This window comes from Flavihumibacter sp. ZG627 (genome assembly GCF_000814325.1).
In the GTDB taxonomy this organism is placed as follows: Bacteria; Bacteroidota; Bacteroidia; order Chitinophagales; family Chitinophagaceae; genus Flavihumibacter.
This window is the reverse complement of the sequence record NZ_JPHF01000003.1, coordinates 530273-550130: the sequence shown is the minus strand read 5'-3', so window position 1 is coordinate 550130 and position 19858 is coordinate 530273. Positions and strand designations below refer to the sequence as shown.

Genomic DNA, 19858 nt, shown 5'->3' with positions numbered 1-19858 from the left:
TTTGTTTCCCCTGCGTTTATTGAGTTCGTATTGTTGAACTAAGGTTTTGTGCTTAGGCAATGACCAATAGTCAAAAGAGCATTCCATGCTAATATCTATTGACAATTCACTATTGCCTGAAACACTCAAACCAAATAGAATTGAATATGACCGATATACGATCTGAATTGAATCGCCGCATTCTTATTATTGATGGCGCCATGGGTACCATGATACAGCGACATAAGTTAACAGAAGCTGACTACCGTGGCAAACGATTTGCCGACTGGCCTTCTGACCTCAAGGGCAATAATGATCTGTTATGTTTAACACAGCCAGAGATCATTGAAGGCATACACCGCGAATATCTGGAAGCCGGTGCTGATATCATTGAGACCAACACATTTAACTCGCAGCGGGTGAGCCTTGCCGATTACCAGATGGAATCGCTGGCATATGAAATAAATTTTGAAGCGGCCCGCATTGCACGCAGAGCCGTAGACGATTACAATGCCAAAGACCATTCAAAGCCCCGCTATGTTGCAGGCTCACTGGGACCGATGAATAAAACATTGAGTTTGTCACCAGATGTAAACAATCCCGGCTTCCGTGGATTAAGCTGGGATGAGGCAGTGGCTGCTTATTACGAACAGGTGAAGGGATTGGTGGAAGGAGGATCGGATCTGTTGTTAGTGGAAACGATCTTTGATACACTCAATGCGAAGGCCGCTATTTATGCTATTAAAAAATATTTCCAGGATACGAAAAAGAAGGAGCTGCCCATCATGATCAGTGGCACTATCACGGATGCTTCGGGAAGAACATTGAGTGGACAAACGCTGGAAGCATTTTATATTTCGGTTATGCATGCCCGTCCATTGAGTATTGGGCTGAATTGTGCGCTGGGCGCGGCTGATATGAGAAGTCATATAGAGGAACTAAGCCAGAAAGCAGCCTGTTATACATCTGCTTATCCCAATGCGGGCCTCCCGAATACGATGGGAGAATATGATGAGCAACCCGAAGAAACTGCGCACTTCATTGAAGAATGGGCAAAAGAAGGTTTTGTAAATATTGTTGGCGGATGTTGCGGAACAACACCCGATCATATCAGGCATATTGCAGAGCATGTAAAAAAATTTCCACCAAGACAACTACCAGTTGTTGAAACAGCTATTACAGCATGACCACTATACAACCATATTTAAGATTGGCGGGGCTTGAACCCCTTATTGTTAGGCCGGAAACAAATTTTGTGAATATTGGCGAACGTACCAATGTAACGGGGTCCAAGAAATTTGCACGACTTGTTCGGGATAATAAATATGAAGAGGCATTATCGGTTGCGCGCCAGCAGGTGGAGAACGGTGCACAGATCCTGGATGTAAACATGGATGACGCCATGCTTGATGGGGTGGTGGCGATGACCACCTACCTAAACCTACTGCAAAGTGAACCCGATATTGCGAAGATCCCTATCATGATCGACTCGTCTAAATTTGAGATCATCGAGGCAGGTTTAAAATGTGTGCAGGGAAAATGCATTGTAAACTCTATCTCCATGAAAGAGGGCGAGGAAAAATTCATTCGTGAAGCAAATATCTGTAAGCTTTTTGGAGCTGCTGTTGTGGTGATGGCCTTTGATGAAAAAGGTCAGGCTGACACGCTTGAACGGAGAGTTGATATTTGCACCCGTGCATATAAGATATTGACAGAGCAGGTGGGATTTGATCCGCAGGATATCATCTTCGATCCAAATATTTTTGCCATTGCTACAGGCCTTGAGGAGCATAACAATTATGCCGTTGATTTCATTGAGGCCACCCGCATCATCAAGCAACGTATGCCCCTTGCGAAGATCAGTGGCGGGGTGAGTAACCTGTCTTTTTCTTTTCGTGGTAATGATCATGTGCGCGAGGCGATGCACAGTGTATTCCTGTTCCATGCCATTAAAGCCGGAATGGATATGGGTATTGTGAATGCAGGGCAGTTGGTTGTATATGATGAAATAGAGCCGGGACTGAAACAGTTGTGTGAAGATGTGATCTTCAACAGGAATAATGACAACAATGAAGCAACCGAGCGGCTGATCCAGTTTGCAGAAACTGTTAAGGCCAAAGGAAAGGAGATCATAAGGGATGAAGCCTGGAGAAATGATACTGTAGAGGCCAGGCTCACGCATTCACTAATCAATGGAATAACTGATTATATAGAGCTTGATACAGAAGAAGCAAGGGTGAAATATCCCCGACCGCTTGATGTAATTGAAGGTCCGCTTATGGATGGGATGAATGTGGTGGGTGATCTCTTTGGTGCGGGAAAGATGTTCCTTCCCCAGGTGGTGAAGAGTGCGCGAGTAATGAAGAAAAGTGTTGCCTGGCTTACACCATATATTGAGGAGGAGAAAAGAAATAATCCGGAAGCACTCCAGGGAAGCGTTGCGAAAGTATTGCTTGCAACGGTGAAAGGAGATGTACATGATATCGGTAAAAATATTGTGGGAGTGGTACTGGGATGTAATGGATATGATATCATTGACCTTGGTGTAATGGTTCCTGCCGATAAAATTCTTGACACTGCCATAAAGGAAAATGTTGACATAGTAGGATTGAGTGGGCTGATAACGCCTTCTCTGGATGAGATGGTACATGTAGCACATGAGATGAAACGCAGGGGAATGACGCAGCCATTATTGATTGGTGGTGCTACAACCAGCCGGCAACATACAGCGGTGAAGATCGCGCAGCAATATGATAACGGTGTGGTATATGTGCTGGATGCTTCCAGGAGTGTAACTGTTGCGGGTTCTTTGCTTAATAAAGATCAGAAGGAAAAATTTCTTTCAGATACTGCGGTGGAATATGAGAAGCTTCGTGATGATTTCAATAAAAAACGAACTATCAAGCAATACCTGACATATGAGCAAGCACAGAAAAATAAAGTTGCGATAGACTGGAGTACTTATACACCCGTTAAGCCCGGTGTTATAGGCACAAAAGTGCTGGAGGATATTGATCTTTCTGTATTACGCGGATATATCGATTGGGGACCATTTTTCATCGCCTGGGAGTTAGGTGGGCGCTTCCCCCAATTACTGGAAGATGAAGTGATTGGTAAGGAAGCGACTAAATTGTACAATGATGCCAATGCGCTGTTGGACCAATTGATAAAAGAGAAGTGGCTGACAGCGAAAGGTGTTGTTGGTTTCTGGCCGGCAAATTCTGATGGCGGGGATACTGTGATTGTGGTTGCCGGAGGAAATGAAATAAGGTTGGAATCACTGCGGCAGCAAATGAAGAAAACCGCGGGTCAGCCTAACTTTTCGCTTGCTGATTTTATTATGCCGGCGCATGAAGGAAAAACAGATTATATCGGCGCTTTTTCGGTTACTGTTGAAGGTATTGAAGAGCATATCAAGGCATTTGAATCAAAGCATGATGATTATAATAAGATCATGTTACAGGCACTTGCAGATCGTTTTGCAGAGGCATCGGCTGAGTATCTGCATGAACGGGTTAGAAAGGAATTCTGGGGATATGCGCCGGAGGAAAAGCTTGGTACGGAAGAGTTGATCAAAGAAACTTACACCGGCATAAGGCCTGCACCCGGCTATCCTGCCTGTCCGGATCACACAGAAAAGTACAAGCTGTTTGAGCTGTTAGGAGGTGAAGCGGTTACCGGAATACATCTTACAGAATCACTGGCCATGTATCCTGCTGCCTCTGTATGTGGATGGTATTTTGCGCATCCGAAGAGTCAGTATTTTGGTGTTGGTAAGATCAAGCCCGACCAGGTTGCAGCCTATGCAGAAAAGAAAGACATGCCGCTGGAGGAGATCACCCGATGGTTAAGACCAATACTTGAAGAAGAGGCCTGATGGTATCAGAGAAGGTCGAGGGAATATAATTCCAATAAGCAGGTTGTTGCGTTGAAACAGAAATGCACCATGATTCCATACCAGAGGGTTTGTTCACGCTGGCGCAGCCATCCCAGGAAAAGGGCAAAAGGCAGTAACCAGAAAAAAGAGATCAGGCTCATGTGGATGATGGCAAAGAGCAATGCTGTGAGTACCACTGCGTGCCTGCCATGCATGAACTTCAGCAAGCCAGCTTGTATAACGCCGCGATAAGCAAGCTCTTCTGATATAGCAGGAATCACTGCTATCAATAGTATCATAGCCGTTTTTGGATTGGCAAGGTGTCTGAATGATGAGTAATAAAAAAGCTCGCGCTCAAAAATGAAACGGTTGATCCATTTTACACCATAGTTAACAAGTATCGCACTGGTAATGGCGAAAATCATCAAAGCAATCACTTTCCACCATTTAAAATTATTCCAATGAAGAAGTGGCAATATATCGCGGCGCATGATATAGGAAAAAAGTATAGCAGAGAAAAACAGGAAAAGATCAACAACTACCAATCCGGTCAGTCCCTGTGCTGCGGGCGGCCAGAAATTGAACAGGAGGCAGGTAATGAGGTTAATTGAAAAAAACAGTACGACCAGCAGTCGGAAGGTTTCATGGGCTCCTTCATATTCTTCCTCCGGAACGGTTGCCCTGCCGCAGTTGGGGCAGATATATTCATTCTCTCCTATTTCGCTTCCGCAATAAGAACATAATTTCAGATTTGCTTCTTCCAATGCTTCCATCTTATTTCTTTTCAAATAACCACCAGAGCAACTTACGGGGTTTGGAAATATAATTCGCTTTAATATACTTCGAAATATGCTCCATGGCTTCTTCAACACTATCTGTGATGCATACCAGGTCCATATCGTGTTCTCCAATAGTTTTTTGTTCTACCATAAACTTCATATAATCGATAATGGGCTGATAATAGGCTTTACCAACAAGTACTATTGGGAACTGTATGATAGATTTTGTTTGAACCAGGGTTAATGTTTCAAAAAATTCATCCATAGTTCCTACTCCGCCCGGCATGATAATAAAGGCATATGAATATTTTACCAGCAATACTTTCCGTACAAAAAAGTGTTCAAAGGTAACGGACTTATGTGCATATGGGTTAGGCTTCTGTTCAAAAGGAAGTTGAATATTACATCCAACAGAGTATCCACCATTTTCGAAGGCCCCTCGGTTAGCAGCTTCCATGATACCGGGGCCACCTCCCGTTATGGTTGTGAATCCTGCCTGGGCTATACGCTTTCCCATTTCACGCGCCAATATATAATAAGGATGATCTTCTGCAAACCTTGCCGAACCAAAGACCGTGATACCAGGACCAATAAAATGCAATTGCCGGAATCCTTTCAGAAACTGCCGGAACACGCGCCAGGCAAAATGCAATTCAAAGCTACGGTCCTTAGGACCATCAAGATAAAAAGGTTCTTTAGGGGGTATTACCTGTGGATCAGCCGCCATTTTAATACTTTTGATTAAACAGTGACCAATATAAATAAATGAAACGGGTTATGCGCATTATATCATACAATGTTAATGGCATCAGGGCCGCAATGAATAAGGGCCTGGTGGAGTGGCTGAAAACAGATCCTGCCGATATCATCTGTGTGCAGGAAACGAAGGCACATAAAGACAATGTGAATTACAAGGCATTCAATGATCTGGGTTATGAGGATTTCTGGTACTCGGCAGAAAAAAAGGGCTATAGCGGTGTGGCAATTTTTACTAAGATAAAGCCAGATAATGTTGAAATGGGAAATGGGTATATGCAGAGTGATTCTGAAGGGCGTGTAATCAGGGCGGATTTTGGAGATATAACATTGTTAAACGCATATTTCCCTTCTGGTACTTCGGGGGAGGAAAGACAGGGTTATAAGTACCAATGGCTTGAGGAGTTCTTCGGTTATACCACGCTGTTAAAGAAGAAGCGTAAAAAGCTTATTATATGCGCTGATTATAATATCGCGCATAAAGAGATTGATATACATGATCCTAAGGGCAATAAAAAATCTACCGGTTTCCTGCCTGAAGAACGGCAGTGGATGGATAAATTTTTTGATAATGGCTTTGTTGATACATTTCGGATTTTTCATCCCGAGCCGCATCGTTACAGTTGGTGGAGCCAACGATTTCCGAGTGTGCGGTTAAATAATAAGGGATGGAGGATCGATTATATTAATGTAACGAAAGAATTATCGCCACAATTACTGGATGCAGAGATCTATCCGGATGTTAAGCATAGTGATCATTGTCCGGTTTATTTAAAACTCAAATACTAGAGATGTATATATATAATGTAACGTTACAGGTAGATTGGTCCATTGCTGAGGATTGGCTGTTATGGATGAAAGAGGAGCATATGCCGGAAGTGGTGGCCACGGGCTGTTTTACGGAGAGTCGGTTATTGCGGCTTGTGGAAGTTGATGAAACTGCGGGACCAACATATGCAGCGCAGTATTCAGCTAAATCTAAAGCAGATTATAACCGTTATATTACTACATATGCTGATACACTTCGCGATAAAAGCTTTCAGAAGTGGGGGGATAGGTTCATCGCCTTCCGTTCAGTTATGGTACTCGTCTGACGCCTGTCACGACATATGTCCGAACAGGTGTAAGCGATCTGTCCGAACGTCTTCCTGACATCTGTCCTGACAGGCGTCAGACGGGTTGTGCACTAATTGTGGATAATAAAAACTATGTGCCGACAATATGCTATAAAAAGGTTACATTCTCATGAAAGGCAGTACTGGCGGGCATTTCAGCTTGTATTTCGTGAAACACAGTGCTGGCAAGGGTTTCAGATGATATGATTCTAAAATAAGCTAATTGAAATATTAATCTTTTCGGCTATAATGCAGATTTGGTGCGGGTTACAGCAAATCAAAACTGTGCATTAAAAAACTCAAAAAAATTTTGTTGGAATCAAAAACCGTCTATATTTGTTTTGCTTAAAATTCTAAAATTTCACACTATGAACAAAGCTGAATTAATCGCGAAAATTGCCGACGATGCTGAAATTACCAAGACCCAGGCAAACTCTGCTCTGGATTCTTTCATCGAGGCTGTAACAAAAACCCTTAAAGGTGGTGGTAAAGTGACCCTGGTTGGTTTTGGTACTTTCTCTGTATCTAAAAGAGCTGCCCGTAATGGCCGTAACCCACAGACTGGTGCAGTAATCAAAATCAAGGCAAAGAAAGTTGCCCGCTTCAAGGCTGGTAAAGAACTTTCTTCTAAAATGTAGTGAGGCGCATCTCTAGGGATGCAGAACTGAATTGCGGGGAAGGAAGCAGGGCTTCCTTCCCTTTTTTTATTTACTTTTGCACTTTAAAATTTTACAATCATGGGAAGAGGCGACAAGAAAACCAAAAAAGGAAAGATCTTCAAAGGTTCTTTCGGTAAAAGCAGGCCAGCAAGACCAGCACAGGCCAAGAAAGCTGTTGAAAAGAAAAAAGAAGCGTAATGGAGAGATGGAGAGATGGAGAGATGGTCTCCTCTTTACGGCGCCAATCGCTCTATCTTCCATTTACCGTTTTCCTCCAGCGTATACTGAATTCTGTCATGAAGCCGACTTGCCCTACCCTGCCAAAACTCTACTGAAACAGGTTTTACCCGGTATCCACCCCAATGAAGCGGCCGGGGTATCTCTTTTCCATCGAATGATTCCGCCAATTCGGTTTCTTTATCCTTTAAGATAGAACGGCTTTCAATCACCTGGCTTTGAGGTGAAGCCCATGCGCCTATCCTGCTGGTAACTGGCCTGCTATGAAAATATGAATCACTTTCTTCTGCGCTTACTTTCTCAATGAGTCCGGTAATTCGCACCTGCCTTTCCAACTCTTTCCAGAAAAACACCAGGCATGCCCTTGGGTTCTCTTCCAGTTGCTGTCCTTTGAAACTATTGTAATTGGTAAAAAAAACAAAGCCATTATCATCGTATCCTTTCAGTAAAACAATCCGGGCGGCGGGCAACCCATCAGAAGAAGCTGTTGCGAGGGTCATTGCGTTTACCTCCTCTATTTTGCTGTTGATGCATTCGTTCCACCATAGGTCAAACTGGCGGATGGGGTGCGCTGCAACATTGGCTTCATCGAGTGTTTGTTGGCTATACTCTTTCCTTATATCTGCAATGGAATGATGTGACATAGATCAGCTTTGCGGGCAAAGTTAATACCAGCCCAACAGTTAAAAACTGATTATACGCAGGTATGCAACTAATTTTAATTAAAGGCCTGGCTCTTCTTTGTCAGAAGAAGGCGTTATCTGGGTTGCTTTTGCCAATAGTTGCTCGATCTCGCTAATACGACGCATCTGGCTGTGGAGTTTATTATGGTGCTCTGCCACCTGTTGAAGGTCCTGGTTCAACTCTTCCAGGTAAGTAGCCTTCTTCTGAAGCTGGGTACGCTGAAAATTTGATTCCCGCAATTTATCTTCTGTTTCTGCAAGTGTTCTGGAGTTGCGTTGATACTCTTCGAGCAATGCGAGATACTTCATCTTCAATTCATCAGACTCCTTAGTGACTTTAAAATATGCGTCCTGCAATTCGGCATAGTTGGTACCTTCTTTCTGGGTGGCATTAACATGTGCTTCCAGCTTCTGCATTTTCTCCAGAAGTCCATTATAATCAGAATATACTTTTTCCAGGCGTTGTTGCATCTCTTCACCAAGCCTGTTCTGTTGGCGGAGAGCCCGCACTTCATTTTCCTTTTCAAGTAGTTGAACCCTCATCTCACCCAATTGCCTGTTGAGGGTTTCGTTTGTACGAAGGAGGTCGAGGTGTTTTTGTTCCATTGATTTAAGCTGTTCAATCTGGGAGAGCATATTCTTAACATGCTCATTTTGCTGGAACAGTGTTTCCTGGGTGCCTTGCAACTGATCGAGATATTCTTTTGCTGTACTTGGAACTGGAGGTGGCGGTGGTGGCATGGCTGCAAGTTCGGCCTGGCTCTCCAGGAGTTCTTCCCTTTCCTGCCGGATAGAATCTATTTCCATGGAAAGGAACTCTTCATTTTCACGCGCCTGTTTTAATTCATGCTGAAGCTTAAGGAGTCTTTTCTCCATCTCTTCTGTATCATTAAAATATTTCAACTTCCAGCCATCAGCTTCCTGCTGCGCTGCCTTCTCTGCATTATGCTGGGTATGTTGTTTGGTACTGCTGCGTGAGGTGAGAAAAAAATGTATGGCAAATCCCAGTGCAATGGCTCCTAACTGGAAAATAATTATTTCGGCTATCCCCACAGATATCCTGATTAGAAAAATGTTTAATAAAGTCATCATAACGGTCGGAGTTTAGGAAAAATCCTTCGCGGCTTTCAAGGGATGATGAGATGGGGAATAAAAAACCACCCTGCAAGGTGGATTTTTCGTATCGAATGTAAAAAGTATAACCGAATTATACAAGCCCGCAGCGGCTTTTGAGTAAAACTACGCAAATTCCGGTCGATCAGCTGCCTAGCCTTTTACCAGTGTCCCCACCTTTTCGCCCATTACAACTTTCATCAGGTTGCCCGGCTTATTCATATCGAAAACAATAATGGGGAGGTTGTTCTCCATACAAAGCGTGAATGCGGTCATGTCCATCACTTTAAGATTCTTATTGATACAATCCCGGAATGTGATGGTTTCAAACTTTGTTGCCGTTGGATCTTTCTCGGGATCAGCAGTATATATGCCGTCAACCCTGGTACCTTTCAGAATTACATCCGCTTTAATTTCTATGGCACGAAGCGATCCTGCAGTATCGGTAGTGAAATATGGATTTCCTGTACCGGCAGCAAAGATCACAACCCGATGTTTCTCAAGGTGTCTGATTGCGCGGCGACGGATATAGGGTTCTGCTATCTGCTCCATCTTAATGGCGCTTTGCAGCCTTGTAAAGACCCCTTCTTTTTCAAGTGAGGCCTGTACTGCCATACCATTGATAACGGTAGCCAGCATACCCATATAATCACCATGTGCCCTTTCGATGCCTGTATCAGCCTCATTCATTCCCCTGTAGATATTACCACCACCAATTACTACAGCAACCTCCACTCCTTCTCTTACAACAGCCTTGATTTCCCGCGCATACTGTGCGATGATGCTATGATTCATTGGTTCGTACTGACCATTGCCGCCGTCGCCCATGAGGGCTTCACCCGACAATTTCAACAAAATTCTTTTGTACCTGGGTTCCATGTGCTGTTCTTTTCTTGTGGTGTGCTGCAAAGAAAGGATTTTTTATCTTTCCAAAATATGGAACCTATCATCCTAATGGAACACCTGCACAAATCCTACGGCAACAAGCAGGTGCTAAAGGACATTAATCTAAAGATTTACCCCGGACAGGTAATAGGATATATTGGCCCGAATGGTGCTGGCAAAAGCACTACTGTTAAAATACTATGCGGACTACTCTCGGGCTTTGAGGGCAATGTGACCGTCAAGGGAATTGACCTACGCCAGGATCCGCTGGGTGTTAAGAGAATTGTGGGATATGTGCCGGAACTTGCTGATCTCTACGAAGTACTCACACCGGTTGAATTTTTGGAACTTATTGCGGGATTGCATGAACTTGACCCAGCTATAGCATCAGAACGTATCGTCAAAATGCTTACAGCCTTTGGGCTGGAACAAAATATGCTCCAAAGGATGGATACTTTCAGTAAAGGCATGCGACAGAAGGTGTTGCTTATTTCGGGTCTGTTGCACGACCCTGATATACTTATTTTAGATGAACCCCTAAGCGGACTTGATGCAAATAGTGTGATCATCGTTAAGGAACTCATTAGCCAACTGGCGGCACAGGGGAAAACGATATTTTATTGCAGCCATATGATGGATGTGGTGGAAAAAGTATGTGACCGGATTATCCTGATAAATCAGGGGACTATTGTTGCGGATGGCAGTTTCGAAATGCTGCAGGAATCACTTGGAAAGGGGAGCCTGGAGAATATTTTTGCACAGTTAACAGCAGAGGTATCATTGCAGGGGGTGGCAAGCAGTCTTGTTTCTGCCTTCCAAAAAAATCGTGATGATGAATAAGGTCAGCCTGCTGCTATATAAGATGGTATTGTTGCCACTCCCATTATTTGAGAAAACGGGCGTGAATGTTTCTCAATTAAAACTTATTCTGCGTTACAAACTAATGATGGATGACAGGCATCCTAATACCTTTCAGCAAACAAGGGGCAGGCCCAAAAAAGAGGGCATCAGCAATGCAACTATTGGTACGATGATCATGGCTTTTGTTGGAGGTGTATTAAATCTTATTGCTTTTGCGATTGGAGTGGATGATGTTACCCATTTCAGCATATTCTACCTTGCGTTTCTCTTTCTGCTTGCCTCAATACTCATTACAGATTTCACATCGGTATTGATTGATGTTCGTGACAATATTATATTATTACCAAGGCCCGTAAATGACCGGACAATTTTAATGGCCAAGCTGATGCATATTGCTGTACATCTGAGCCGGGTGATTATTCCACTAACCGTTCCTGTTCTGATTTTTGTGCTCTGGAACAAAGGAATCTGGGCAGGGTTGAGTTTTCTATTCCTCACTTCACTTGCTGCCTTATTTGCAATCTTTCTTATCAATGCTGCTTACCTGCTCGTATTGAAGATCATGTCGCCGGAAAAATTCAAATCTTTCATAGCCTGGTTCCAGATCGGTTTTGTAATATTCATTTATGGTGGCTACCAATTTTTCTTAAAAGCGACTGACCGGCAGGATTTCCAACAGTTCAGTATAGACGAATATCCCTTTGCAAAATTTTTTCCCCCCTATTGGTTTGCGGCTGCATGGAGCTGGATGAACGGGCAACTTGACAGTATGGGTATAATTTGGCTGGTTACCAGTATTGCTGCCAGTTTAGGTAGTATTTGGGTGGTGGTGAAATTTCTTGCACCAGCATTCAATGCACGGTTGATAATGATCCAGGGAAGTGGTTCAGAAAGCATTGATCTTTCTAAAATGAAAGATACGATTGACCTCAAAAAACGTGGTCAGGGTATTGACGATTTCCTTGCAAAATTGGTAACAAGAAATGCAGCGGAGCGTGCCGGATTTTTATTCTCCTGGAGGTGGACAGGAAGAAACCGAGGATTCCGAATGCGTGTATATCCTACTGTTGGATATGTAATTGTTTGGATCATCCTGATTATTGTGCGTGGCGGCGGTTCCAATACTGACCAAGAGTCCCCGAACTTTTCTAATTCGGCATATGGCTTTCTTGTATTTATGTATATCACTTCATTTATTATAATTAACGCGATCCAGAACATCCATCTGGCAGATGAATTTAAATCATCATGGATATTTTACAGTAATCCGATTAAGCGCCCTGGCATTATCATAAGAGGAAGTTTTAAGAGTATGCTCTGTAAATTTTATCTTCCTCTTGCTATTATCCTGGTGGTTGGAGGCATAGCCTGGAAAGGATGGGGTATTATTCCAAATCTTGTATTAGGATTATCAAACCAGCTGGTCATTTGCAGCATCATTTTATTGTTAGGGAAAAAAGCATTCCCGGCTTCGCGACCAACAGAAATGAATGATCGTTCAGGGAATTTTCTGCGCGGCCTGATGATGCTGGTGCTGATTGGAATGGCAGCTGTGCTACATTACTTCGTGTACAAATTTGTTGCAGTTGTATTGTTACTTTCAGTACTCAGTATGCTGGCAGGGTGGTTATTAATGCGAAGGATTGGAAATATCAGCTGGGCAGAGGTCAATAAATCAGCCTCCGATTAATGATCAGCTGGATTACCTTTTGACAAAATTTTCCTTCACAGTATTAATGATAAAAGCAAGCGCAGGCATAGCTGCCTCATGGGCGGCGCACCAGTACGCAGCAAGATGGCCAGCACTTGGATGTACGAATAGATATGATTTTATATTTCTTGACTGAAGGCGTTGATGATATGCCTCCCCTTCACTACGGAGTTCATCATGCTCACCAACGATAATGATAGCGGGAGGTAATCCTGAAATATTGTTACCTACTAATGGTGAGATCCGGAAATCATTTTTATTGTCACCATCATTCAGGTACCAATCGATGATATCACCATAAAGTTTGTAGGAGTTGGAACTGATACGGAGGTCGGTTGTCGGATTGATCAGTATCTGGGCGGTAATAGGAATCTTTTTTAATTCTGATTGGTTCGCCTGGCATAGAGAAGCCACCAGTTGACCGCCAGCACTATCACCGGCTACGAATATTATCCCATTCCCATTTAACTCTTTTGTATGTGCTGCTACCCATTTAAAGATTGCATAGCTGTCGTCAAATGCTGTGGGAAATTTATGTTCCGGGGGGCGCCTGTAATCCACTGCTACAACAACTGCCTGCAGGTGTTTACTGAGTGAGCGACAAATATTATCATGCGTATTGAGATCCCCTGCCACCCACACTCCGCCGTGAACATAATAAACTATTGGGAAGTCTCCGGTTGTTGCAGGCGAATAGACACGTATGTTGATGGAATCTTTTCCTTGAGTAATTGTGCGGTTTGTGATAGAGGCTATTTCTTCGGGGCTTACCTGTAGAGATGTAACCGCTGCAGCTATCTGTTCCCTGATTTCAACTTCCGGTTTTTGATTGGACTGTCCGAAACTGGCGTATGAGCAAAGTATCGCCAGCATGATCAAATGGTATTTCATGGTACACGGTTTACATAAAGATAGGGTAAAGAAAAAAGACCGTCGTAATTGACGGTCCTTTGCAGAAAATGATCGACGGAGCTATATATTATCCGAGCGCTACGCGCTTAAATTCAGTTACAGTAACACCTCCGGCACTCTTCAGGTAATCGGCAACGCTGATACCGTTGTCTTTTACGAAAGCCTGGGCCAGTAAAGTATTCTCCTTGAAAAATGCACCAAGCTTTCCCGCCGCGATCTTTTCGATCATTTCCGAAGGTTTGCCTGCCATCTTAGGATCTGCAGCAACCTGGTCTGTAATGATAGCCTTTTCACGGGCAACAGTTTCAGCAGGAACAGAATCTGCATCAACAGCAACGGGGTTCATAGCAGCGATCTGCATGGCTACGTCCTTACCTGCATCGGCAGACTCCTTAGAAAGTCCAACCAATACACCCATGCGGTTAGCGCCATGGATATATGAAGCAACATAAGGAGCATCTACCCGCTCGAACTTGGAGATACCGATCTTCTCACCAATTGAAGCGAGTTTATCGTTCACCAGGTCTGCGATCTTTTGTCCATTGATAGCAATATTGTTAAGTTCTTCAGCGCTTTTTACATCATTAGAGATAGCGGCATCCATAATACTTTGAGCGAACGCCACAAAGTCTGCATTCTTACTTACGAAATCTGTTTCGCAGCTAACGCATAATGCTATACCGGATTTATTGTCGGCAGTTGTTTTTGCCAGTACCACACCTTCTTTTGCTTCACGATCGCTACGAAGCGCGGCCACTTTTGCACCTTTCTTACGAAGCCAGTCGATAGCAGCTTCAAAATCGCCATTGTTCTCAGTAAGGGCCTTGCGACAATCCATCATACCAGCACCAGTTGCCTGGCGTAGTTTATTGATATCTGCGGCTGTTATTGTTACAGTAGACATAATATAAAGTTGAGAGTTTTGAAATCTAGCCTATCCTTAATTATCGGGCACCAGTGCGCTTAGGGCTGTTTGGTACACGACGCTTGGGAGCGTTGCCACCTGCAGCACCACGGGCACGACCACCACGTCCAGCCTCAGACTGAGCTTCGGCTTCAAGACGAGCTGCGCGCTTTTCAGTATCATCGCTGCTATCTTCCACATCAGAATCTTTAGCTTCCTGCCTTTCAGCAAGACCCTCAGCAATAGCTGCAGTTATATATTCGATAATGATGGCAATTGACTTGGTAGCATCATCGTTAGCGGGGATAGGGAAATCAACTTTATTAGGATCGCAGTTTGTATCTACCATTCCGAAAGTTGTTACTCCGAGACGTTTTGCTTCAGACAGCGCGATATGCTCGTGACCGATATCAATGATGAAGAGCGCAGCTGGAACACGGCCTAATTGAGCGATACCACCCAGTACTTTTTCCATCTTCTCTTTATCACGGGTAAGCGTCAAACGCTCTTTCTTAGTGATATTATCAAGAGTACCGTCACCCAGCATTTTCTCGATGCTCTGCATTTTCTTTACGCTCTTACGAACAGTATTGAAGTTGGTGAGCATACCACCTAACCAACGCTCTGTAACATATGGCATGTTAACGCGCTGGGCACACTGAGTAGCAATTTCTTTCGCTTGCTTCTTGGTTCCAACGAACATGATCTTTTTACCACTGCGTGCGATCTGCTTCAGCGCTGCTGATGCTTCCTGCAGACTTTCAGTGGTTTTATTGAGATCAATGATATGGATACCTTTCTTCTCAGCGAAGATATAAGGCAGCATTTTAGGGTTCCACTTCTTCTTAAGGTGACCGAAATGTACGCCCGCCTCAAGGAGTTGCTGCTGTAAGGATGTATTTGTTTCCATTATAGTCTTATTAATTATTTGATGTTTGAAGTTTGAAGTTTGAAGCGGAGTGAGAGAATTAAACTCCAACACCAAACCTCAAACCTCAAACAAATATTATCTCTTACTGAACTGGAAGCTCTTTCTTGCTTTCTTTTTACCTGGCTTCTTACGTTCAACACCACGAGGATCGCGGGTCAGGAAACCACCTGCCTTAAGCACAGGACGGAATTCAGCGTTCACTTCAAGAAGTGCGCGGGCAATACCGAGTTTTGCAGCTTCAGCCTGTCCTTTAACACCACCACCTGTTGCATTGATAACGATATCGAATTTGTCGAGCGACTCAATAGCCTTCAGTGGAGCTTCTACCTGGTTTTGCAGGTAAACAAGCGGGAAGTAAACTTTATAATCTTTATCGTTCACCGTGATCTTGCCATCGCCCTTGCTCAGGAACACGCGGGTCACAGCCTCCTTACGACGACCTAAACCATTTTTTTGCTTTTCCATGTATTTGGAATTTGGGATAAATTAAATTAGAATTTCAATTCTTTAGGTTGCTGTGCAGTGTGCGGATGATTACCATCTACATAAACAAACAACTTTTTGTACATCTTACGACCCAGGCGATTCTTAGGAAGCATTCCTTTTACGGCACGCTCAATAATTACTTCGGGACGACGCTTTAGCAGGTCTTTTGCAACTTCTTCCTTCAATCCACCAGGATAACCAGTGAAATGATCGTACATTTTCTGCTCAAGCTTGTTACCAGTGAACTGGATCTTGTCTGCGTTGATCACGATAACATAATCTCCACAATCAACGTGCGGAGTGAAATACGCTTTGTTCTTACCACGCAAAACGGCCGCGATTCTGGCGCACATACGACCTACGGTTTGATTGGTACCATCAACAACGTACCAATTACGTTGCACGGTAGCCTCGTTCGCATGCTTGGTGGTGAAATGTAATTTGCTCATTTAACTTAATTTAGACTGCCACGGCCAACCCCGTATCAGTAATGATGAAATAATTCGGAGCGCAAAGGTAGGTCAGAGGATAGATCAATTCCAAGTATTTTAATGACTATTTTTTGACAAGTATTCATAATTAATTGATATTCAATAATATTTTTTACTATAAAATAAAGAGGATGGCAAATTTAAACCTTGGAAGGACAGAATTTGGTGATCAGGCTAATGCGGGCATTACACTTTCAGAAGAAGAGGCTTTGAGCATTTTGACTGACTGGGTACCAAACGAAAGGCTGCAATTACATATGAAACAGGTAGCGAGGATAATGAAGTCATGGGCTTTGGAGGAGGAAAATCTTGATGAGGAAGAGGCGCACAAATGGTGGCTGGCCGGACTCTTACATGATGCAGATTGGGAGAAATATCCTGAAAAACATTGCAGTGTAATTATTGAAGAACTGGAAAGCCGTAAAATCGACCCTTCCATAATTCGTGCGATTGCCTCCCATGGCCCCTCCCATTTTGGTGTAGAGCCATCAACAAAAATGGAAAAGATGATTTATGTATTTGATGAGTTGTCTGGTTTTATTCATGCCGCGGCGTTGATCCGGCCCACCAGGTATGAGGGAATGGATGTAAAATCGGTAACGAAAAAATTGAAAACGACTTCTTTTGCCGCACAAGTTAATCGTGAAGAGATCAATGATGCCCTGGGACGAATTGACAGGTCCATTGAAGAGATCATAGAATTTATTCTTCGGCATCAACCACAAGTGAGTTAAGGGGTGTGGGCAAAAAAAAGCGCCGGGAACCACCCCGGCGCTGCATTTTTACTTTCAACTGATTAGAGATTCTTCTTTATCGTGTAACTGTAATTACCTGCTACACCGATATTCAGCCTGATGGTATAATTCCCTGCGGAGGTGATTGCAATATTATCGCCACCATAGTCAGGTTTGCCATCCAGATTAGATTTATTATCACCGAAATTGATATCCCAGCCATTATTGGCTCGGAACTTCAATTCACCTTCAAAGAGATTGGAAACAAGCACCCAAGAACCTGTAGTTTCATCAAATTCCATTGGAGTGGATGCATCCCAGCCATTGGTAGTGGCACTTCCGATAACACCCCAGGTTGTGATCCTCGTTGCTGACCAGGTCATTGTTGTAGTATTGGCTTTAAGGCGATAAACACCTGCACCATCTGTGAGTTTGAGGTTATTACCACCATTGCTTAGTTTACCACTACCAGCATCACCGAAATCCCCTGCTCCCCAGTTGTCGCCTTTAACAATTTTGAATTCGGGATTTGCATTATCGAAATTGATATACCCTTCATAGTCACCATCATTAGAAAGTGATACGATCTGAGGCGCTTTATCAGGTGACCAATCCTGGTAATTACCAGCAACATTCAGGGCCTGCGGATAGCTATACAAAATGATATCCTGGTAAGGAGTTATTGTCAGCGTTATTGTGTTAGAATAAGCTGGGGCAATAGAATCTGTTACAAAGGATTTAATACGTACATCTACTTCTGAAGCCTGGCCAAAAGGAATAATCTTCAACATTTCGCGGTTCAGCTCACCAACCGTGAAAGTTTTTGAAGATGAAGCCCTTACGTTAACTTCCGCCATATCGCCAGTAAAATCGCTACCACTGGGCGCCATTTGGAGGGTGAATGTTTGTGCAGCAGAATATCCATACTCGGCAGCACTCCAGTTCATTGTGAGCGCATCATTGGTAGCATTGTCCTGTTCAAGGATCAGGGCATTACTTGAAGTTGTTAACACGGGGGAATTGCCCATCTTATAGACGGCTTTCACCTCATCTTTCTCGCATGATGCAAGGACAACAAGCGCCGTCACAAGCACCAGCATTCTATTGATAATTATTTTCATATGCAGCAATTTTATTAGTATCCGGTATTTTGTTCAAGATTGGGGTTTGCAGAAAGATCTGAAACCGGGATGGGATAAATCCTGAGATGATCGGGCATAGCACGACCCTCTTTTACACCACCTTTCCATGGCCACAGATAGGAGCCATCGGTAAATTTCTGATAGCGAATAAGGTCTGTTCTGCGGAATCCTTCCCAATGCAATTCACGGGCACGTTCATCGAGTATAAAATCCTTTGTTATAGTAGCAACCTTCCCATCATTGCTTCCATTATAGGCACGTACACGTAAATCATTAATATAAATTAATGCCTGGGCCTGCTCTGCTGGGGTGCCACCTTTCAATGCAGCTTCAGCATAGTTAAGGTACATTTCAGCAGCACGGAAGAGAGGGAAATCTGTATCAACAAAATCACCTGTTGCATCTGAACCAGCTGAACCATTACGCTTTACATTTTTAAACTTAGTAACAGCGTAACCATCAGTGAATTTGCTGATGTCATTGATCTCAAGGTTGTTTGCAAAAAACTGAGCCCTCCGATCTGTTTCACCGGAATTATCTTCAAAAAGTTCCACGAGGTTTTTGGTTGTGCGGATACCAAACCATCCGCCATTCACCCCAAAAGCAGCTGCACTCATATTATCACCAATCGATGCATGTATAATGAATGTTGTACCGCCATAGTTCTTGGTTTGGTTTCCATCATAACGAACAGACAAAATATTCTCTTTAACGTTCAAATGGTTGTCGGCCAGGAAAAGCTGACGATAGTTATCTTCCAATCCGAATCCTGCATCTATTACTTTTTTTGAAAATTCAATCACTTTGGGATAGTAAGCGGTTGTGGTTTCCTCTCTGTAAATTTCTGCGTTCAGATAAATACGTGAGAGAAGTGCCCATGCAGCTGCCTGGTCAACTCTTCCAGTTTCATTTGTTTTTGGCGCTTTCAACTCAGACTGCAGAGCGATCAACTCTGATTCAATCCAGTCGAATAATGCCAAGCGTGATTCCCACTGTACGGGTGCTCCGGCACCAAACTGGTCGGTATCAAGAATCTTTGGAGGCCTTGCGAAAAGATCCATTCCAACCCAATACTGGAATGCACGAAGAAAGCGTGCTTCGGCGCGCAACTTGCTGATTTCTTCTGCGTCAGCACCAGTGATACCACGGGCAGCAACCTTTTCAGGGGTTGATTCACGCATGAATTCATTCGCCACAGTTATCTGGTATACCATACGGTTATACAATCCTGTTAGCATGGGGTTATTCGCAGTCCAGTTCATGTTATGGAAGTCGCGGATACCTTCATCATTCCAACTAACAACTGCTTCATCGGTGCTAAGTTCCTGGGCTTTCCAGAAGAGTCTGGTAAAATCAGCAGTGCCTTCATCTAATCCCAGAATGTCAGGGTTTCCTGCAGGACCATCATTACCGGTAAGAGCAAATGCTCCATATACTTTAGCGGCGGCCTGCTTATATCCAGCATAAGTGCTGTACACCACCTCAGATGTTACATCATTGGTAGGGGTGCGATCAAGATCCTTGGTACAGGAAGCCAGAGTTCCTGCTACCAGGAGCATGCTCCCGAATATCTTCAACATATTATTTTTCATATCCGAATAGT

21 protein-coding genes are annotated in these 19858 nt (G+C 43.6%); 9 read left to right on the top strand and 12 right to left on the bottom strand.

The genetic code is table 11. The features are described from left to right. Positions 1 to 146 precede the first annotated feature (146 nt). Entirely contained in the window at positions 147 to 1166 is a 1020-nt protein-coding gene (locus HY58_RS19480; protein ID WP_156123633.1) for a homocysteine S-methyltransferase family protein, read from the top strand. Next, on the top strand, positions 1163 to 3856 hold the full coding sequence (gene metH, locus HY58_RS09395; protein WP_156123632.1) for a methionine synthase: 2694 nt from the start codon (positions 1163 to 1165) through the stop codon (positions 3854 to 3856). Before HY58_RS19480 ends, metH begins: the two co-directional genes overlap by 4 nt. Before the next feature lie 5 nt (positions 3857 to 3861). Here metH and HY58_RS09390 read toward each other — a convergent pair whose 3' ends face one another. Both HY58_RS09390 and HY58_RS09385 read right to left on the bottom strand, forming a co-directional pair. Further along, a complete protein-coding gene (locus HY58_RS09390) occupies positions 3862 to 4629 on the bottom strand; it encodes a CPBP family intramembrane glutamic endopeptidase (RefSeq protein WP_039130851.1) in 768 nt (255 codons plus the stop codon). A 1-nt stretch (position 4630) separates the two neighbouring features. Next, positions 4631 to 5362: a TIGR00730 family Rossman fold protein gene (locus HY58_RS09385; RefSeq protein ID WP_052323984.1), complete on the bottom strand. Its 732-nt coding sequence runs from the start codon at positions 5360 to 5362 to the stop codon at positions 4631 to 4633. A 50-nt stretch (positions 5363 to 5412) separates the two neighbouring features. On the opposite strand from HY58_RS09385, the gene HY58_RS09380 reads away from it, so the two are divergent. The 4 genes from HY58_RS09380 to HY58_RS19195 all read left to right on the top strand — a co-directional run bounded on the left by HY58_RS09380 (position 5413) and on the right by HY58_RS19195 (position 7363). Then, positions 5413 to 6180, top strand: coding sequence for an exodeoxyribonuclease III (locus HY58_RS09380; protein ID WP_039131183.1), 768 nt, complete (start codon positions 5413 to 5415; stop codon positions 6178 to 6180). A 2-nt stretch (positions 6181 to 6182) separates the two neighbouring features. Further along, on the top strand, positions 6183 to 6485 hold the full coding sequence (locus HY58_RS09375) for a DUF4286 family protein (protein ID WP_039130850.1): 303 nt from the start codon (positions 6183 to 6185) through the stop codon (positions 6483 to 6485). Positions 6486 to 6856: 371 nt separating this feature from the next. Further along, the gene (locus tag HY58_RS09370; RefSeq protein ID WP_256381577.1) at positions 6857 to 7144 is read left to right on the top strand and encodes an HU family DNA-binding protein; all 288 of its coding nucleotides are present in this window, start codon (positions 6857 to 6859) and stop codon (positions 7142 to 7144) included. A gap of 99 nt (positions 7145 to 7243) precedes the next feature. Continuing rightward, positions 7244 to 7363: a 30S ribosomal protein THX gene (locus HY58_RS19195; protein WP_072037603.1), complete on the top strand. Its 120-nt coding sequence runs from the start codon at positions 7244 to 7246 to the stop codon at positions 7361 to 7363. A gap of 35 nt (positions 7364 to 7398) precedes the next feature. Here HY58_RS19195 and pdxH read toward each other — a convergent pair whose 3' ends face one another. The 3 genes from pdxH to pyrH form a co-directional block, all read right to left on the bottom strand. Beyond that, positions 7399 to 8046, bottom strand: coding sequence for a pyridoxamine 5'-phosphate oxidase (gene pdxH, locus HY58_RS09365; RefSeq protein WP_039130845.1), 648 nt, complete (start codon positions 8044 to 8046; stop codon positions 7399 to 7401). A 78-nt stretch (positions 8047 to 8124) separates the two neighbouring features. After that, positions 8125 to 9177, bottom strand: coding sequence for a hypothetical protein (locus HY58_RS09360; protein ID WP_156123631.1), 1053 nt, complete (start codon positions 9175 to 9177; stop codon positions 8125 to 8127). Between the two features lie 174 nt (positions 9178 to 9351). Next, entirely contained in the window at positions 9352 to 10077 is a 726-nt protein-coding gene (gene pyrH, locus HY58_RS09355) for a UMP kinase (protein ID WP_039130841.1), read from the bottom strand. Between the two features lie 57 nt (positions 10078 to 10134). Between pyrH and HY58_RS09350 the strand changes: the two genes are divergently transcribed. Both HY58_RS09350 and HY58_RS09345 read left to right on the top strand, forming a co-directional pair. Next, complete coding sequence (locus HY58_RS09350; RefSeq protein ID WP_039131182.1) at positions 10135 to 10923, top strand: ABC transporter ATP-binding protein; 789 nt, start codon at positions 10135 to 10137, stop codon at positions 10921 to 10923. Next, entirely contained in the window at positions 10913 to 12634 is a 1722-nt protein-coding gene (locus tag HY58_RS09345) for a hypothetical protein (protein ID WP_039130839.1), read from the top strand. The genes HY58_RS09350 and HY58_RS09345 overlap by 11 nt, the downstream gene beginning before the upstream one ends. A gap of 12 nt (positions 12635 to 12646) precedes the next feature. Here the strand turns inward: HY58_RS09345 and HY58_RS09340 are convergent, their stop codons facing one another. The 5 genes from HY58_RS09340 to rplM all read right to left on the bottom strand — a co-directional run bounded on the left by HY58_RS09340 (position 12647) and on the right by rplM (position 16337). Next, entirely contained in the window at positions 12647 to 13546 is a 900-nt protein-coding gene (locus HY58_RS09340; RefSeq protein WP_039130837.1) for an alpha/beta hydrolase, read from the bottom strand. Between the two features lie 88 nt (positions 13547 to 13634). Continuing rightward, the gene (gene tsf / locus HY58_RS09335) at positions 13635 to 14471 is read right to left on the bottom strand and encodes a translation elongation factor Ts (RefSeq protein ID WP_039130835.1); all 837 of its coding nucleotides are present in this window, start codon (positions 14469 to 14471) and stop codon (positions 13635 to 13637) included. A gap of 40 nt (positions 14472 to 14511) precedes the next feature. After that, a complete protein-coding gene (gene rpsB, locus HY58_RS09330; RefSeq protein ID WP_039130834.1) occupies positions 14512 to 15381 on the bottom strand; it encodes a 30S ribosomal protein S2 in 870 nt (289 codons plus the stop codon). Between the two features lie 96 nt (positions 15382 to 15477). Continuing rightward, positions 15478 to 15867, bottom strand: a complete 390-nt coding sequence (rpsI, locus tag HY58_RS09325) for a 30S ribosomal protein S9 (protein WP_039130831.1) — start codon at positions 15865 to 15867, stop codon at positions 15478 to 15480. A 26-nt stretch (positions 15868 to 15893) separates the two neighbouring features. Further along, positions 15894 to 16337, bottom strand: coding sequence for a 50S ribosomal protein L13 (gene rplM, locus HY58_RS09320; protein ID WP_039130829.1), 444 nt, complete (start codon positions 16335 to 16337; stop codon positions 15894 to 15896). A gap of 173 nt (positions 16338 to 16510) precedes the next feature. On the opposite strand from rplM, the gene HY58_RS09315 reads away from it, so the two are divergent. Further along, positions 16511 to 17113, top strand: coding sequence for an HD domain-containing protein (locus HY58_RS09315; RefSeq protein ID WP_039130825.1), 603 nt, complete (start codon positions 16511 to 16513; stop codon positions 17111 to 17113). Positions 17114 to 17175: 62 nt separating this feature from the next. Here HY58_RS09315 and HY58_RS09310 read toward each other — a convergent pair whose 3' ends face one another. Both HY58_RS09310 and HY58_RS09305 read right to left on the bottom strand, forming a co-directional pair. Beyond that, the gene (locus HY58_RS09310; RefSeq protein WP_039130823.1) at positions 17176 to 18234 is read right to left on the bottom strand and encodes a SusE domain-containing protein; all 1059 of its coding nucleotides are present in this window, start codon (positions 18232 to 18234) and stop codon (positions 17176 to 17178) included. 14 nt (positions 18235 to 18248) lie between these two features. Then, positions 18249 to 19847: a RagB/SusD family nutrient uptake outer membrane protein gene (locus tag HY58_RS09305; RefSeq protein WP_039130820.1), complete on the bottom strand. Its 1599-nt coding sequence runs from the start codon at positions 19845 to 19847 to the stop codon at positions 18249 to 18251. Between the last annotated feature and the right edge of the window lie 11 nt (positions 19848 to 19858).

What these genes read in the sequence shown, in the direction of transcription:
- HY58_RS09375 (WP_039130850.1), top strand. Translation starts at nt 6,183, where the DNA reads ATGTATATATATAATGTAACGTTACAGGTAGATTGGTCCATTGCTGAG.
- metH (WP_156123632.1), top strand. Translation starts at nt 1,163, where the DNA reads ATGACCACTATACAACCATATTTAAGATTGGCGGGGCTTGAACCCCTT.
- rplM (WP_039130829.1), bottom strand. Translation starts at nt 16,337, where the DNA reads ATGAGCAAATTACATTTCACCACCAAGCATGCGAACGAGGCTACCGTG.
- HY58_RS09305 (WP_039130820.1), bottom strand. Translation starts at nt 19,847, where the DNA reads ATGAAAAATAATATGTTGAAGATATTCGGGAGCATGCTCCTGGTAGCA.
- HY58_RS09390 (WP_039130851.1), bottom strand. Translation starts at nt 4,629, where the DNA reads ATGGAAGCATTGGAAGAAGCAAATCTGAAATTATGTTCTTATTGCGGA.
- rpsB (WP_039130834.1), bottom strand. Translation starts at nt 15,381, where the DNA reads ATGGAAACAAATACATCCTTACAGCAGCAACTCCTTGAGGCGGGCGTA.
- HY58_RS19480 (WP_156123633.1), top strand. Translation starts at nt 147, where the DNA reads ATGACCGATATACGATCTGAATTGAATCGCCGCATTCTTATTATTGAT.
- pyrH (WP_039130841.1), bottom strand. Translation starts at nt 10,077, where the DNA reads ATGGAACCCAGGTACAAAAGAATTTTGTTGAAATTGTCGGGTGAAGCC.
- HY58_RS09380 (WP_039131183.1), top strand. Translation starts at nt 5,413, where the DNA reads ATGCGCATTATATCATACAATGTTAATGGCATCAGGGCCGCAATGAAT.
- tsf (WP_039130835.1), bottom strand. Translation starts at nt 14,471, where the DNA reads ATGTCTACTGTAACAATAACAGCCGCAGATATCAATAAACTACGCCAG.
- HY58_RS09350 (WP_039131182.1), top strand. Translation starts at nt 10,135, where the DNA reads ATGGAACCTATCATCCTAATGGAACACCTGCACAAATCCTACGGCAAC.
- rpsI (WP_039130831.1), bottom strand. Translation starts at nt 15,867, where the DNA reads ATGGAAAAGCAAAAAAATGGTTTAGGTCGTCGTAAGGAGGCTGTGACC.
- HY58_RS09310 (WP_039130823.1), bottom strand. Translation starts at nt 18,234, where the DNA reads ATGAAAATAATTATCAATAGAATGCTGGTGCTTGTGACGGCGCTTGTT.
- HY58_RS09360 (WP_156123631.1), bottom strand. Translation starts at nt 9,177, where the DNA reads ATGATGACTTTATTAAACATTTTTCTAATCAGGATATCTGTGGGGATA.
- HY58_RS09315 (WP_039130825.1), top strand. Translation starts at nt 16,511, where the DNA reads ATGGCAAATTTAAACCTTGGAAGGACAGAATTTGGTGATCAGGCTAAT.
- HY58_RS09345 (WP_039130839.1), top strand. Translation starts at nt 10,913, where the DNA reads ATGATGAATAAGGTCAGCCTGCTGCTATATAAGATGGTATTGTTGCCA.
- HY58_RS19195 (WP_072037603.1), top strand. Translation starts at nt 7,244, where the DNA reads ATGGGAAGAGGCGACAAGAAAACCAAAAAAGGAAAGATCTTCAAAGGT.
- HY58_RS09340 (WP_039130837.1), bottom strand. Translation starts at nt 13,546, where the DNA reads ATGAAATACCATTTGATCATGCTGGCGATACTTTGCTCATACGCCAGT.
- HY58_RS09385 (WP_052323984.1), bottom strand. Translation starts at nt 5,362, where the DNA reads ATGGCGGCTGATCCACAGGTAATACCCCCTAAAGAACCTTTTTATCTT.
- pdxH (WP_039130845.1), bottom strand. Translation starts at nt 8,046, where the DNA reads ATGTCACATCATTCCATTGCAGATATAAGGAAAGAGTATAGCCAACAA.